The organism is Mesorhizobium sp. L-2-11, assembly GCF_016756595.1.
In the GTDB taxonomy this organism is placed as follows: domain Bacteria; phylum Pseudomonadota; class Alphaproteobacteria; order Rhizobiales; family Rhizobiaceae; genus Mesorhizobium.
In genome coordinates this window covers 3,243,869-3,257,606 of the sequence record NZ_AP023257.1, presented here as the reverse complement: position 1 = coordinate 3,257,606, position 13,738 = coordinate 3,243,869, and the positions used below count along the sequence as shown (strand labels likewise).

The 13,738-nt window shown below is 64.0% G+C and carries 12 protein-coding genes; 10 read left to right on the top strand and 2 right to left on the bottom strand.

Annotation, left to right across the window (positions count from 1 at the left end; translation table 11 throughout):
* Positions 1-5 precede the first annotated feature (5 nt).
* The 4 genes from JG739_RS15565 to JG739_RS15550 all read left to right on the top strand — a co-directional run bounded on the left by JG739_RS15565 (position 6) and on the right by JG739_RS15550 (position 4,599).
* Entirely contained in the window at positions 6-1,193 is a 1,188-nt protein-coding gene (locus tag JG739_RS15565; RefSeq protein ID WP_202367218.1) for a beta-ketoacyl-ACP synthase, read from the top strand.
* A gap of 76 nt (positions 1,194-1,269) precedes the next feature.
* Positions 1,270-2,541: a beta-ketoacyl-ACP synthase gene (locus tag JG739_RS15560; RefSeq protein ID WP_202367217.1), complete on the top strand. Its 1,272-nt coding sequence runs from the start codon at positions 1,270-1,272 to the stop codon at positions 2,539-2,541.
* 34 nt (positions 2,542-2,575) lie between these two features.
* A complete protein-coding gene (locus JG739_RS15555; RefSeq protein WP_202367216.1) occupies positions 2,576-3,601 on the top strand; it encodes a zinc-binding dehydrogenase in 1,026 nt (341 codons plus the stop codon).
* 2 nt (positions 3,602-3,603) lie between these two features.
* Positions 3,604-4,599 (top strand): lipid A biosynthesis lauroyl acyltransferase, encoded by a 996-nt coding sequence (locus JG739_RS15550; protein ID WP_202367215.1) that lies wholly within the window; start codon positions 3,604-3,606, stop codon positions 4,597-4,599.
* A 113-nt stretch (positions 4,600-4,712) separates the two neighbouring features.
* Here JG739_RS15550 and JG739_RS15545 read toward each other — a convergent pair whose 3' ends face one another.
* Entirely contained in the window at positions 4,713-5,345 is a 633-nt protein-coding gene (locus JG739_RS15545) for a TetR/AcrR family transcriptional regulator (protein ID WP_202367214.1), read from the bottom strand.
* A 120-nt stretch (positions 5,346-5,465) separates the two neighbouring features.
* Between JG739_RS15545 and JG739_RS15540 the strand changes: the two genes are divergently transcribed.
* Positions 5,466-6,068 (top strand): SDR family NAD(P)-dependent oxidoreductase, encoded by a 603-nt coding sequence (locus tag JG739_RS15540; RefSeq protein WP_202367213.1) that lies wholly within the window; start codon positions 5,466-5,468, stop codon positions 6,066-6,068.
* A 410-nt stretch (positions 6,069-6,478) separates the two neighbouring features.
* Here JG739_RS15540 and JG739_RS15535 read toward each other — a convergent pair whose 3' ends face one another.
* Positions 6,479-6,907, bottom strand: coding sequence for a L,D-transpeptidase (locus tag JG739_RS15535; protein ID WP_202367212.1), 429 nt, complete (start codon positions 6,905-6,907; stop codon positions 6,479-6,481).
* A gap of 218 nt (positions 6,908-7,125) precedes the next feature.
* Here JG739_RS15535 and JG739_RS15530 point away from each other — a divergent pair, with 218 nt between their 5' ends.
* The 5 genes from JG739_RS15530 (at position 7,126) to JG739_RS15510 (ending at position 13,738) form a co-directional block, all read left to right on the top strand.
* On the top strand, positions 7,126-8,406 hold the full coding sequence (locus tag JG739_RS15530; RefSeq protein WP_202367211.1) for an acetylornithine deacetylase/succinyl-diaminopimelate desuccinylase family protein: 1,281 nt from the start codon (positions 7,126-7,128) through the stop codon (positions 8,404-8,406).
* A gap of 131 nt (positions 8,407-8,537) precedes the next feature.
* The gene (locus JG739_RS15525; RefSeq protein ID WP_202367210.1) at positions 8,538-10,013 is read left to right on the top strand and encodes an ABC transporter substrate-binding protein; all 1,476 of its coding nucleotides are present in this window, start codon (positions 8,538-8,540) and stop codon (positions 10,011-10,013) included.
* Positions 10,014-10,266: 253 nt separating this feature from the next.
* A complete protein-coding gene (locus JG739_RS15520) occupies positions 10,267-11,214 on the top strand; it encodes an ABC transporter permease (RefSeq protein WP_202367209.1) in 948 nt (315 codons plus the stop codon).
* A complete protein-coding gene (locus tag JG739_RS15515) occupies positions 11,211-12,080 on the top strand; it encodes an ABC transporter permease (RefSeq protein ID WP_202367208.1) in 870 nt (289 codons plus the stop codon). Before JG739_RS15520 ends, JG739_RS15515 begins: the two co-directional genes overlap by 4 nt.
* Positions 12,077-13,738, top strand: coding sequence for an ABC transporter ATP-binding protein (locus JG739_RS15510; protein ID WP_202367207.1), 1,662 nt, complete (start codon positions 12,077-12,079; stop codon positions 13,736-13,738). Before JG739_RS15515 ends, JG739_RS15510 begins: the two co-directional genes overlap by 4 nt.

Sequence of the window (13,738 nt, the reverse complement as noted above, 5' to 3'; positions counted from 1 at the left end):
CTCCCATGAGCCCCCACGACGTCGTCATATCAGGCATCGGCCTTGTCTCTTCGCTGGGAGAAGGTCCGGATGCGCATTGGCGCAAGCTCGTCCAGCCCGGCCTGGAGCCGGTGCTCGAAGCCACGCGCTTCTCGCCCTATACCGTCCATCCGCTGCCGGAGATCGACTGGAACCTGCAGATCGCCAAGCGCGGCGACCAGCGGCAGATGGAAACCTGGCAGCGGCTTGGCACCTACGCCGCCGGCATGGCGCTGGACGATGCCGGCATCAAGGGCAATGACGACCTCTGCACGACCATGGACATGGTGGTGGCTGCCGGCGGCGGCGAGCGTGACGAGGCGGTCGACGCCGACATTCTCGCAGCGTCCGAAAGCCGCAACGACCGCGACGTGCTGCTCAACGAGAAACTGACCACCGAATTGCGGCCGACGCTGTTTCTGGCGCAGCTTTCCAACCTGCTCGCCGGCAACATCTCGATCGTCCACAAGGTGACCGGCTCGTCGCGCACCTTCATGGGCGAGGAAGGTGCCGGCGTCGCTGCCGTTGAGACAGCCGCGGCGCGCATCCGCTCCGGCCAATCGACGCATATACTGGTCGGCGGCGCCTTCCAGACCGAGCATTCCGACATGCTGCTTGGTTATGAGCTCGCCGGCTACCTGCATCGTGGCCCCTGGAGACCGGTCTGGCAGCGACAGGGCGCCGAAGGCGGCGGCGTGGTGACTGGATCAGGCGGCGCATTTCTCGTCCTGGAACAGCGCGAGCACGCGATCAGCCGCGGGCGAAAGATCTATGCCGAACTCGGCCCGGTCGTATCCGGACGCGCCGACCGCCGGCAGGGCGAGCTCGATGACGAGATTGCCGCGCTGCTCAGCCAGGCGGCATTGCCGAACGGCGAACTGCTGACGATTTCAGGCGCTTCGGGTGCCCATGCCGCGACCGCTGCCGAGAAATCGGCGCTCGACGCCAATCCGGCGATTGCCGCACGCGGTTTTTCGACGCTGACCGGCCACATGAAGGAAGCGCAGTTTCCCTTCGCCGTGGCGCTGGCGGCACTGGCTGTCGAACGCAAGGCCGCCTACCCGGCTTTTGACGCCGCCAGCGAGAAGCCGTTCAACGGCATTCCCAGGACCGTGCTTGCAACGGCGATCGGCTATCACCAGTTCGAGGGCATGGCATTGGTCAACGCTGCCTAGAGCATCGGACCGAAAAGTGGGAAGCGGTTTTCGGATGATTCCGATGCTCCGACAAAGGAACAGGTCAGGATAAAATATGGCCAATCTGAACGACCACATGGGCAGGCCGATCGTCGCCGTCACCGGCATTGGCGTGGTAACGTCGCTGGGCGTCGGCAAGGCCGACAATTGGGCAGCGCTCACCGCGGGCGTGTCCGGCATCCATCCGATCACCCGCTTTCCGGTCGACCATCTGAACACCCGCATCTCCGGCATGGTCGATTTCCTGCCGTCGAGTTCCAGGGGCGCTTCGCTTCTTACCTACGACCTCGCCGAGATCGCTGCGCAGGAAGCCGTTGCCGAAGCCGGCCTTGATTGGGGCGATTTCGGCGGGCCGCTTTTCCTTGCCTCGCCGCCGGTCGAGCTCGACTGGAGCGAGCGCTTTTCCCTGTACAATTCCGACAAGCGCGACGCCGGCGCCGAACGGCTGCTTCGCGTGGCGCGCGGCTTGAAGGGGATCGATGTTTTCGAGACCACCCAGTTCGGTTCGATCGCCGACCGGCTCGCCGACCGTTTTGGCACGCGCGGCCTGCCGATCACGCTCTCGACGGCCTGCGCCTCGGGCGCTACCTCGATTCAGCTCGGCGTCGAGGCGATCCGCCGCGGCGAATGCGACCGGGCGCTGTCGATCGGCGCCGACGGCTCGGCGACCGCCGAGGCGCTGATCCGTTTCTCGCTGCTTTCCGCACTCTCCACGCATAACGACATCCCCGAAAAGGCGTCAAAGCCGTTTTCCAGGGATCGCGACGGTTTTGTCCTCGCCGAGGGTTCCGGCGCGCTGGTATTGGAATCGCTGGAGGCGGCACTCGCCCGCGGCGCGACCATTCTCGGCATCCTGCGCGGCTGCGGCGAGAAGGCCGACGATTTCCACCGCACCCGCTCGAAGCCGGACGGCTCGCCGGCGATTGCGGCGGTTCGCGCCGCGCTCGCCGATGCCGGCTTGGGCGAGGACGAGATCGATTATGTCAACGCCCACGGCACCTCGACGCCGGAAAACGACAAGATGGAGCATCTGTCGCTGTCGACCGTGTTCGGCGAGCGGATCGGCTCGATGCCGATCTCGTCGAACAAGTCGATGATCGGCCATACGCTGTCGGCAGCCGGCGCCGTCGAGGCGGCCTTTTCGCTGATGACCATGCGCGAAAGCGTCATCCCGCCGACCATCAATTACGACAATCCCGATCCGGCGATCGTGCTCGACGTGGTGCCGAACCAGAAGCGCAACGCCGAGGTCGGCACGGTGCTGTCGAACTCCTTCGGCTTCGGCGGCCAGAACACCTGCCTTGTCATGGCGCGGGAACCGGTCTAAGCGACCGTTCTTCGCAACAGAACCGACAGGCCCAATGCGCGCATTGCAACTTATCGAGGACCGCCGCCTTGAAACGGTGGACCTGCCGCCTCCGCCGCAACCTGCGCTGGGCGAAGTGACGCTGCGCATCAAGGCCGTGGCGCTCAACCATATCGACGTCTGGGGCTGGCGCGGCATGGCCTTCGCCAAGCGCAAGCTGCCGCTGGTCGTCGGCGCCGAAGCCTCGGGCGAGGTCGAGGCGGTTGGCCCCGGCGTCTCCAGCCTTGTGCCCGGGCAACTTGTATCGATCTATGGCGCGCGCACCTGCGGGCTTTGCCATGCCTGTCGCGAAGGCCGCGACAATCTGTGCGAACACGTCTCGGGCGTACACGGCTTCCATCTCGACGGCTTTGCGCAAGAGAAGATAAACCTGCCCGCGCGCCTGCTGGTCCCTGCCCCGCCCGGCGTGACCGACGTCGGCGCCGCCGTCGCGCCCGTAACCTTCGGTACGGTCGAGCACATGCTGTTCGACAATGCCAGGCTGCAGCCCGGCGAAACCATCCTGATTCATGCCGGCGGGTCCGGCATCGGCTCCGCCGCTATCCAGCTGGCGAAGAAAATGGGCTGCACCGTGATCACCACGGTTGGCTCGAACGACAAGATCGACAAGGCGAAGGCGCTTGGCGCCGATCATGTCATCAACTACCGCGACGACCGTTTCGAAGGCGTCGTGCGCAAGCTGACGAAGAAAAAGGGCGTCGACGTCGTCTTCGAGCATGTCGGCGCCGACACCTTTGCCGCCTCGATGCTGTGCCTGAAACGCGGCGGCCGCCTGGTGACCTGCGGCTCGACCTCGGGCGTGTCGACGCAGATCAATCTGATGCAATTGTTCCAGCAGCAGCTGAAGTTGCTCGGCTCGTTCGGCTGTCGCATGCAAAACATGGCCGACGCCATGCAGAAAATGGCGGCGGGGCTGGTTTCTCCGGTCATCGACACCGAAGTCCCCTTCGACGGCATCGACGCCGCGCTGAAGCGCATGGAAGGCCGCGACGTGTTCGGCAAGATCATCCTGCGCGTCTAGGAATGGTCGGCACCGCCTTCAAAAAACTCCGCCGGGACCTGGCGTTCCGCCACGGCAGGCGGCTGCGCCAGTTCAACTACTGGCTGCTGGCGCGCCTCGCGATGACGATGATTTGGCTGCTGCGTCTGCTGCCGGTCGACAGCGCGCTCAATTTCGCCGACCGCGCCGCCCGCCGCATTGGTCCGTGGGTGGGGCGCCACAACGTCGCCATCGCCAATCTGCGCAAGGCTTATCCGGAAAAGAGCGACAAGGAGATCCAAGCCATCGCCTCCGACATGTGGGGCAACATGGCCCGCCTTGCCGCGGAATACGTCTTTCTCGACGCCCTGTTCGACTACGATCCCGCCGCGACCAAACCGGGCCGCATCGAGGTCAAGGGGGTCGAGCACTTCGTGCAAATCGCCGGCGAGCAAAAACCGCATATCATCTTCACCGGACATCTCGGCAATTTCGAGCTGCTTCCGGTGGCGGCAGCCACTTTCGGCATGAACATCACCGCCCTGTTTCGCCCGCCCAACAACCCTTACCTTGCCGACTACATCCTCTCGACGCGTCGCTCGACCATGGGCTCGCTTCTGCCTTCCGCGACCGGCGCTTCGTTCGCGCTGGCGGCCATCCTGGAGAAAGGCGGCAATATCGGCGTGCTCGTCGACCAGAAATTCTCGAGCGGGCTCGAAACGACATTCTTCGGCCGCCCATGCGAGAGCAACCGGGTCCTGGGCACCCTGGCACGGCACTATGATTGCGATGTCTATCCGGCGCGCTGCGTGCGCATGCCGGGCAACCGCTTCCGGCTCGAGATCGAGGACAAACTGACCTTGCCGCGCACCGCCGGCGGCAGTGTCAACGTCCATGCCACTACCCAGCTGCTCAACGACGTGGTCGAGCGCTGGGTGCGCGAGGATCCCGGCCAGTGGATGTGGTTCCACAAAAGATGGGAAATCAGCGGCCCGCGCGGGAAGCGCAAGCGGGCGAGGAACCGCGGCGAAGCCGCCTGAACGGCAGGACGGGAGGCAACGCCAGCGAGGAGCGATTGCCCTGCAACCGTGGGCAGTGTCGACTGCATTGGTCACCGTCCGCGGGGCGCCGCTAAGGCCCCCTTGCGACAGACCTAGATCTCGGAGCCGACCGAAGGGGCGCCATAGCGAAGCCCATCCACGAGCAAGCCAACCATGCGTCGTGCCTGGTCGGGGCCGCCGCCATAGCGGTCTGGTGAGCAGAGCCTGGCAATCGCGAACAATAGTTCCTTAGCATCAACGTCCGAGCGAACATCGCCCGCTTCGGTCGCGGCATCCAGCAAGCTCTGCAGCGCGGGCCGAAGTTTCTCAAGAAAATACAGCGGCAAGGACTCATATGCCGGATCGCCGGAGGAGAAGGCCGCGGCGAGACCACGCTTGGCAGCGATAAAGTCCACGTAACGCTGCATCCATCGGGCGAGCGCTTCGCCGGGTTCATATTCGGCCGCAATGGCAGATGCAGCATTTGCGCAGGCATCCACTTCGTTACGGAAGACCGCCACGATCAGGTCCGAACGCTGCGGAAAATGCCGATAGAGCGTAGCCACGCCAACGCCGGCCTTATCGGCGATCTCCCGCACCGGAGCATCGACCCCCGAAGCTGCAAACACTGCCATTGCTGCTTCGAGCAGCGCCTTGGAGTTGCGTTGCGCGTCCGCACGCACGCGCCGATCCGTCGAGTTTACGGGCTCCAAGCCACCACCGCGCTCCTCCGATTTGTCGTCCATGATTTTTCCACTTGATAAACGGAACAATGTTCCGTATAAAACGGAATGCAGTTCCGATTGGGAAAATTAGCACAGCATGGCGCCGTTGCCTACACGTCAATGCAAAAAGAGGAGATCACCATGCGGGTCAAACCTATTGCCCTGATCACTGCGGCCAACAAGGGAATCGGTCTCCAGATCGCCAGGGATCTGGCGACGCACGGCCTCACCGTGCTCGTAGGGTCGCGTAAGCTTGAGCATGCGGAAACGGCTGCAAAGAGCGTTGGCGCGGATGCCCGCGCCCTCCAAATCGATGTCACGAACCAGGCCTCGATCGCCGCCGCGGCAAAGCGCATCCGCAACGAGTTCGGTCGCCTCGACGTCCTGGTGAACAATGCAGGCATTTCCGATGCGGGAAAGCAGGGCATCTCGCATGCGGCGTCGCTCGGCGAGGGACGCGCGGTGTTCGAGACCAACGTGTTCGGCGTCGTCGCCGTCACGCAGGCGATGTTGCGGCTGCTTGGTGAAGCGCCAGCGGCACGCATCGTCAGCGTCGACCCGTCCAGTCCACAGCGCGCATTGTTCGGCCCTGTTTACAGCCCCTCGAAGACTGCCCTCGATGCGACGACGCTCGCCTTCGCCATTGAATTTGAGGACGCCGGCGCCAACGCCGACTGCCCCGGCTTCACTTCGACGAAGCTCAACAAATTCGAGGGCACCCGCACGGCCGAACGGGCCGCTTGAGCCCTTCGCCTCGCGCTCCTCGACGCGAACGGTCCGGAACGCCTTCCTGCTCGCCGCCGCCCTGCTGGCGGGCTCCGCCCTGCTCGCCGCTGCCGCCAGCCCTCGCGCTGCTGCGGCGCAGAACCTTTGGTCGCCGCGGGACAGCGCCCGGACAGCGCCCCCTCTGTCTTGCCGGACATCTCCCCCACAAGGGGGGAGATTGGCTGTCTTATCTGCTTCCGCTAATCACCAACATTGCAGGATTGGCGGCCAGAGCGAAGCTGCCGATCTCCCCCAAGTGGGGGAGATGTCCGGCAAGACAGAGGGGGCGCGAAGGATCGCTACAGAGCGCTTAAATTCTGAACCGTCGCATTCTTCGGCTGATGGCTCTCGCCGCGACCGGCATCCGGCATTTTCCGCCTCGCTGGAACTTAGTTGGTCACCACGATGCGCGTGTTACGCAAGCCGGCTTTCCGCACCATCGAATAGAAGGCGGCGGCATTGCGGGGATGCAGCCGCACGCAGCCATGCGACGCCGGGCGCCCGAGAGATTTTACCGCGCCGGTGCCATGGATGGCGTAGCCGCCGCGGTAGAATACCGAATGCGGCATCGGCGACATGTCGTATTTGCGCGAATACCACATCCGTGCCGTTCGTTGCGGCCGGTAGGTGCCGCGCGGCGTGATATAGCCTTTGCGCGCGGTGGATACGCGCCATCGGTAAACCGCCCGGCCGTATCTTACAGTCATCGTCTGCGATGAGACGTCGATCCTCGCAACCAGCTTGGCTGCCCAGCCCTCGACCAAAGAACCGAGCAGCATCGTTGCCAGTGCCGCTGCCATGAGAACGGTCTTTTTCATGCGATCAGACCCCTTTGATTCCCTTCCTTCACGCTATTCTTCATCCTTTAATCGCAAGTGAATGAGGCAACCACACACCTCTGACGAATTCACCAATCCAAAGCAGCGAATTTGAACCATTTCCCGCGATGGTTGCCGTGCGACGCGTAACCACATAACTAGGGCGCGGCCCGCCAACAGGCTTGCCAAAACGCACCGTTGGCTGCTCAATTCGTCGAATGAACGATCTCCTGCTGAAAGCGGTCGATGATCGGGTCGACGACCTGGTCCTCCTGACCGCGGACCTGATTCGCTTCCCGACCATCAACCCGCCCGGCGAGGCCTACCGGCCATGCGCCGAATACGTCGGGGCGCGGCTGAAGAAGCGCGGTTTCGAAGTCGAATTCATCCGCGCCGAGGGCACGCCCGGCGACAGCGACCGCTACCCGCGCGTCAACGTCGTCGCCCGCTTCGCTGGCCGCTCGCCTGGCGCCTGCGTGCATTTCAACTCGCATATCGACGTGGTCGAAGCCGGCGACGGCTGGAGCCACGATCCGTTCGCCGGCATCGTCAGGGATGGCAAGGTCTATGGCCGCGGCGCCTGCGACATGAAAGGCGGCCTGGCCTCGTCGATCATCGCCACTGAGGCCTTCATGGAGGTGTTCCCCGACTTTCCCGGCGCCATCGAGATTTCGGGCACGGTCGACGAGGAGTCGGGCGGCTTCGGCGGCGTCGCCCATCTGGCAAAGCTCGGCTATTTCTCCAAGCCGAAGGTCGACCACGTCATCATCCCCGAGCCGTTGAACAAGGATCGCATCTGCCTTGGCCATCGCGGCGTCTGGTGGGCGGAGATCGAGACCAAGGGCGAGATCGCGCACGGCTCGATGCCGTTCCTCGGCGACAATGCGGTGCGCCATATGGGCGCCGTGCTAAGGGCTTTCGAGGACGAACTGTTTCCGGCGCTCGACCGCAAGGTCACGCGCATGCCGGTCGTGCCCGACGGGGCCAAGCGCTCGACCATGAACATCAACTCGATCCATGGCGGCCAGACCGAGGATTTCCGGCCCGGCCTGCCCTCGCCCAACGTCCCCGATTCCTGCCGGCTGACCATCGACCGCCGCTTCCTGCTCGAAGAGGACCTCGGCACGGTCAAAAGCGAGGTGACCGATATCCTCGACCGGCTGAAGCGCGAGCGCAAGAAATTCGACTACGAGATCCGCGATCTCATGGAGGTGCTGCCGCTGATGACCGAGCGCGATGCGCCGGTGGTCAAGGCGGTGGCGCAAGGCATCATGGAGATATTCGACCGCGAGCCCGACTACGTGATTTCGCCCGGCACCTACGACCAGAAGCACATTGCCCGCATCGGTCACATCTACGACTGCATCGCCTATGGCCCGGGCATTCTCGACCTCGCCCACAGGCCCGACGAATGGGTGGGGATATCAGACATGGTCGAATCGGCCAAGGTGATGGCGATCGGGCTCAACGTGCTGCTGAGGGGCGCGGGCGCTCGGTAGTCGGTGATTGAGCGAAAAAACATTCCTGCCGGCGCTGCCGGAAAACACGAAACGCAATTTACTCGTTGGTGAAATCACGCTTCTATCCACCGGGTTTTGAGCATGTTTTTGAGCATATCGGGAGCTGCACGATGAAATTGTGGAAAACCATTCTCACCGCCGCGGCCCTGGTGCTGTCTGCCGGAACATCGGCATTTGCCGCGCGCGATCTCGTCATCGGCATCACGCTCGAGCCTCCGCATCTCGATCCGACCGCCGGCGCTGCGGCGGCGATCGACGAAGTGCTTTATGCCAATGTATTCGAGGGGCTGACCCGCATCGGTTCGAACGGCGAGGTGCTGCCAGCTCTGGCCGAAAGCTGGACCATTTCCGATGACGGCAAGGTCTACGCCTTCAAGCTGCATAGCGGCGTCAAATTCCATGACGGCACCGACTTCAATGCCGACGACGTCAAATTCTCGCTCGATCGCGCCCGTGGCGAGAACTCCGTCAACGCACAAAAGGGCCTGTTCGCCGCCATCGATACGGTCGAGGTGGTCGATCCGGCGACGGTCAGGATCACGCTGAAGAACCCACAAAGCTCGTTCCTCTACAATATGGGCTGGGGCGACGCGGTCATCGTCGCGCCGGAGACAGCCGACACCAACAAGGAAAAGCCTGTCGGCACCGGCCCGTTCAGGTTCCAGAACTGGGCCAAGGGTTCGTCGATCACGCTGATCAGGTCAGACGCCTACTGGGGCGCTCCGGTGTCTCTCGACAAGGCCGAGTTCCGCATCGTCACGGATGCCGCAGCCGCCGTGCCGGCGCTGCTTTCCGGCGATGTACAGGCCTTCCCTTTCTTCGATCCCGACAGCGTCGCCCAGATCCAGGGCGACCCGCGCTTCAAGGTGGTGATCGGCGCGACCGAGGGGGAAACCATCCTGTCGATGAACAACAAGAAGCCGCCTTTCGACAGGCTGCAGGTCAGGCAAGCGATTTCGTTTGCGCTCGACCGCAAGGCGATCATCGACGGCGCCTCGGCCGGCCATGGCGTGCCGATCGGCTCGCACATGTCGCCCGCCAACAAGGCCTATGTCGACCTCACCGGTCTCTATCCGCACAATGTCGAGAAGGCCAGGGAGCTTTTGAAGGAAGCCGGCCTGGAGAACGGCTTCAAGGCGACGCTGAAACTGCCGCCGCCCTCCTATGCGCGGCTTGGCGGCGAGATCATCGCGTCGCAGCTTCGCGATGTCGGCATCGATCTGCAGATCGTGCCGGTGGAATGGGCGCAGTGGCTGGACCAGGTCTTCACCAAGAAGGACTACGACCTGACCATCGTTTCCCACACCGAGCCCAACGACATCGATATCTATTCGCGCAAGGATTATTACTTCAACTACGACAATCCGACCTTCGACAAGATCATCGCCGATCTGAACCTCACCTCCGATGAGGCCAAGCGCATGACCCTGCTCGGCGAGGCGCAGAAGATACTGGCCGACGATGCCGTGGTCGGCTTCCTCTACGAACTGCCGAAAGTCGGCGTCTGGGACGCCAAGCTCGAGGGTTTTTGGGAAAATGCCCCGATCCAGGCCAATGATCTGACCAAGGTGAAGTGGACGGAGTGAGGCAGCTGACAGAAAGGCGAAGCTTGCACTCCGTCGCACCCCCCTCTGTCCTGCCGGACATCTCCCCCTCAAGGGGGGAGATTGGCAGTTTCTATGCCGGCGCCAGCCTTGCAACGCTGATGATTAGCGAAAGCAGCAATGAGGGCTTAATCTCCCCCCTTGAGGGGGAGATGTCCGGCAGGACAGAGGGGGGTGGGCGGGAACGCGACCTTCATCCAGTTGCCGCGCTGAGCGGACCTGCGGTCCTGCCGCCGTGACCGCCTATCTCCTCGAGCGTCTTGCCGTCGCCCTCATCACCCTGGTCCTGGCCTCGATGGTGGTCTTTGCCGTGCTGGAGATCATTCCCGGCGACCCGGCGCGGCTGATGCTGGGCATGAACGCCAGCGCCGAGCAGGTCGAGTTGCTGCGCAACCAGATGGGCCTCAACGCGCCCCTTGCCGCGCGCTATCTGCACTGGGCCGGCGGCTTGCTGAGCCTCGATTTCGGCCGTTCCTACACCTATTCGGTGCCGGTCATCGACCTGGTTCGCGAACGCATCGTCGTCTCGCTGCCGCTGGCGCTGATCGCGCTGGCGCTGTCGACCATCATCGCCATTCCGGTCGGGCTGTTTTCCGCCGGCCGGCGCGGGCGGGCCGGCGACACGATCGCGATGGGCGCCGCCCAGCTTGGCGTCGCCGTGCCCAACTTCTGGTTTGCGCTGATGCTGATCTACCTGTTCGCCGTCTGGCTGCGGCTGGTGCCGGCCGGCGGCTTTCCGGGATGGAGCGCTGGCATCTGGCCGGCGCTGAAATCGCTGGTCCTGCCGGCGATCGCGCTCGCGCTGCCGCAAGCGGCGATCCTCGCCCGCGTCACCCGCTCGGCGCTGATCGAAGTGCTGAACGAGGACTATATCCGCACTGCCCGCGCCAAGGGCCTGCCCTTTCGCGCGGTGCTGTGGCGGCACGCGCTGCGCAACGCGATGATCCCGGTGCTGACCATTCTCGGCCTGCAGTTCGCCTTCCTGCTCGCCGGCACCATCATCATCGAGAACGTCTTTTATCTGCCCGGCCTCGGCCGGCTGGTGTTCCAGGCGATCACCCAGCGCGACCTGATCGTCGTCGAAAGCGTCGTCATGCTGCTGGTCGCCGCCGTCATCGCTGTCAACCTGCTTGTCGATCTCTCCTATGCGGTCGTCGATCCGCGCCTGAGAAGCCGCCAATGACGCTGCGCTTCGACATCCCAGAGGAAAATTTTGCCGACATCCTCGTCAAGGCTTTCACCAACCGCTCGTTCCTCACCGGCTTCGTCATCACTATAGTGCTAGCAGCGGTCGCCATCGTCTCGTTCTTCTGGACGCCTTTTGACGTCACCAGGCTGATCATCGCCGACAAGACCCAGGCACCCTCGCCGGCGCACTGGTTCGGCACCGATCATTTCGGCCGCGACATTTTTTCCATGATCATGGTCGGGGCCCGCAATTCGATCGCCGTGGCGCTGGTGGCGGTCGGTATCGGCATGGGCGTCGGCGTGCCGCTCGGCGCCCTTGCCGCGGCGCGCGGCGGCATCGTCGACGAAGCGGTGATGCGGCTGAACGATCTCGTCTTCGCCTTCCCTGCCCTGCTGTCGGCGATCATGATCACCGCCATCTTCGGCCCGGGCGCGCTCAACGCCATCATCGCCATCGGCATTTTCAACATCCCGGTCTTCGCCCGCGTCGCCCGGGCCGGCGCGCTGGCGATCTGGCCGCGCGAATTCATCCTCGCCGCGCGCGCCGCCGGAAAAGGCAAAGCACTGATCACCATCGAACATGTGCTGCCCAACATCGTCACTTTGCTCCTTGTGCAAGGCACCATCCAGTTCGCGCTCGGCATCCTGGCCGAAGCCGGGCTTTCCTATGTCGGGCTCGGCACACAGCCGCCGATGCCGAGCTGGGGCCGGATGCTGTTCGACGCGCAGACCCGCATGGCCACGGCGCCGTGGATGGCGATCTTTCCGGGCATGGCGATCGTCGTCACCGTGCTTGGACTGAACCTGCTCGGCGACGGTATTGCCGATATCCTCGACCCCAAATCGCGGCGGCAGCGATGAGCCTGCTCGAAATCGAGAAATTGTCGCTGACGATCGGCGACACGCCGATCCTCAGCGATGTCGAGCTCTCCGTCGCGCCCGGCGAGGTGATGGGACTGGTCGGCGAATCCGGCTCGGGCAAATCGATCACGGCATTGACGGTGATGCGGCTTCTGCCCTGGGCCGCGCGCGCCAGCGGGCGCGTCGCCTTCGACGGCATCGACATCCTTGCGGCCAGCGAAGACCAGATGTGCGCGCTGCGCGGCGATGATATCGGCATGGTTTTCCAGGAACCGATGACGGCGCTGAACCCGGTCAAGACGATTGGCGAGCAGGTCGCCGAAGGCATCCGCTGGCACACCAGGGCAAGCCGCGCCGACGCCGAGGACCGCGCCCGAAAAATGCTCGACCGGGTCGGCCTGCCTTCAGCGCAATTTCCGCTGTCGCGCTATCCGCACGAGCTTTCCGGCGGCCAGCGCCAGCGCGTCGTCATCGCCATCGCCTGCGCGCTGAAACCAAAACTGCTGATCGCCGACGAGCCGACGACGGCGCTCGACGTCGTGCTGCAGGCGCAGATCCTCGACCTGTTGCGCGACTTGGTCGCAGAAAACCGCATGGGTCTGCTGTTGATCTCGCACGACCTCGCGGTGGTGACCGAGATGGCGGAGCGCATCACCATCCTGCGCCACGGCGAAGTGATGGAGGCCGGCGATACGGCGCGCACCTTGTCCGAGCAGCTTCATCCCTACACAAGACAACTGGCACAGGCCTCGATGCATGTGCCGGCGCGTGCCAGGACGCACGAGGTCGGCCAAGACAACCCTCAGTTGAAGGGTGCCAAACCTCTTCAGGGAGCCAGACCTCTTCTTCAGGTAGAGAGCGTGACGCGGGACTATCCGGGGCGGCGCAAATCGCTGCTGAAGCGCGCGGCTCCGACCCGCGCCGTCGACGATGTCTCGTTCTCGATCGATCCCGGCCAGTCGGTGGCGCTGGTCGGGCGTTCCGGTTGCGGCAAGTCCACGCTTGCCCGCCTGGTCCTGGCGCTGGACGGGCCGACATCGGGAACGATCCGGTTTCGCGGCGAAGTCATCACCGGCAAGAGCGAGGCGGAGCTCAAGCCGGCGCGCCGCGACATGCAGGTGGTGTTCCAGGACCCTTACGGCTCCTTCGATCCACGCCAGAAGGTCGAAAAACTGGTCGCCGAGCCACTGCATGTGCTGGAGAAAAGGCCGACGAATGCAGAGCGTCGCGAGATGGTGGCAAAGGCCTTGCACGAGGTCGGCCTCAGCCCACGCGACATCGACAAATATCCGCACGAATTTTCAGGCGGCCAGCGCCAGCGCCTGTCGATCGCCCGCGCCATCATCACTCGCCCCAAGCTGGTCGTCGCCGACGAGCCGGTCTCGGCGCTCGACGTCTCGATCCGCGCCCAGATTCTCGACCTGTTCGCCGAGCTGAACCAGAAGCTCGGCGTTGCCTATCTGTTCATCACCCACGATCTGACCGTTGCCCGCGCCATTACCGACCAGGTGATGATCATGCATGCCGGCAAGATCGTCGAGCGCGGCAGGACGAGCGAGGTTCTCGACCATCCGCAGTCCGAAGCGGCGAAGGCGCTGGTCGCTGCGGCCCCGGACCTGCACCGCGCGATTTTCCGGCGCTTACAGGAACAGGGGTGA

Bases quoted from the DNA above. Each gene is read 5' to 3' on its own strand.
- JG739_RS15565 (WP_202367218.1), top strand. From the start codon at position 6: ATGAGCCCCCACGACGTCGTCATATCAGGCATCGGCCTTGTCTCTTCG.
- JG739_RS15560 (WP_202367217.1), top strand. From the start codon at position 1,270: ATGGCCAATCTGAACGACCACATGGGCAGGCCGATCGTCGCCGTCACC.
- JG739_RS15555 (WP_202367216.1), top strand. From the start codon at position 2,576: ATGCGCGCATTGCAACTTATCGAGGACCGCCGCCTTGAAACGGTGGAC.
- JG739_RS15550 (WP_202367215.1), top strand. From the start codon at position 3,604: ATGGTCGGCACCGCCTTCAAAAAACTCCGCCGGGACCTGGCGTTCCGC.
- JG739_RS15545 (WP_202367214.1), bottom strand. From the start codon at position 5,345: ATGGACGACAAATCGGAGGAGCGCGGTGGTGGCTTGGAGCCCGTAAAC.
- JG739_RS15540 (WP_202367213.1), top strand. From the start codon at position 5,466: ATGCGGGTCAAACCTATTGCCCTGATCACTGCGGCCAACAAGGGAATC.
- JG739_RS15535 (WP_202367212.1), bottom strand. From the start codon at position 6,907: ATGAAAAAGACCGTTCTCATGGCAGCGGCACTGGCAACGATGCTGCTC.
- JG739_RS15530 (WP_202367211.1), top strand. From the start codon at position 7,126: ATGAACGATCTCCTGCTGAAAGCGGTCGATGATCGGGTCGACGACCTG.
- JG739_RS15525 (WP_202367210.1), top strand. From the start codon at position 8,538: ATGAAATTGTGGAAAACCATTCTCACCGCCGCGGCCCTGGTGCTGTCT.
- JG739_RS15515 (WP_202367208.1), top strand. From the start codon at position 11,211: ATGACGCTGCGCTTCGACATCCCAGAGGAAAATTTTGCCGACATCCTC.
- JG739_RS15510 (WP_202367207.1), top strand. From the start codon at position 12,077: ATGAGCCTGCTCGAAATCGAGAAATTGTCGCTGACGATCGGCGACACG.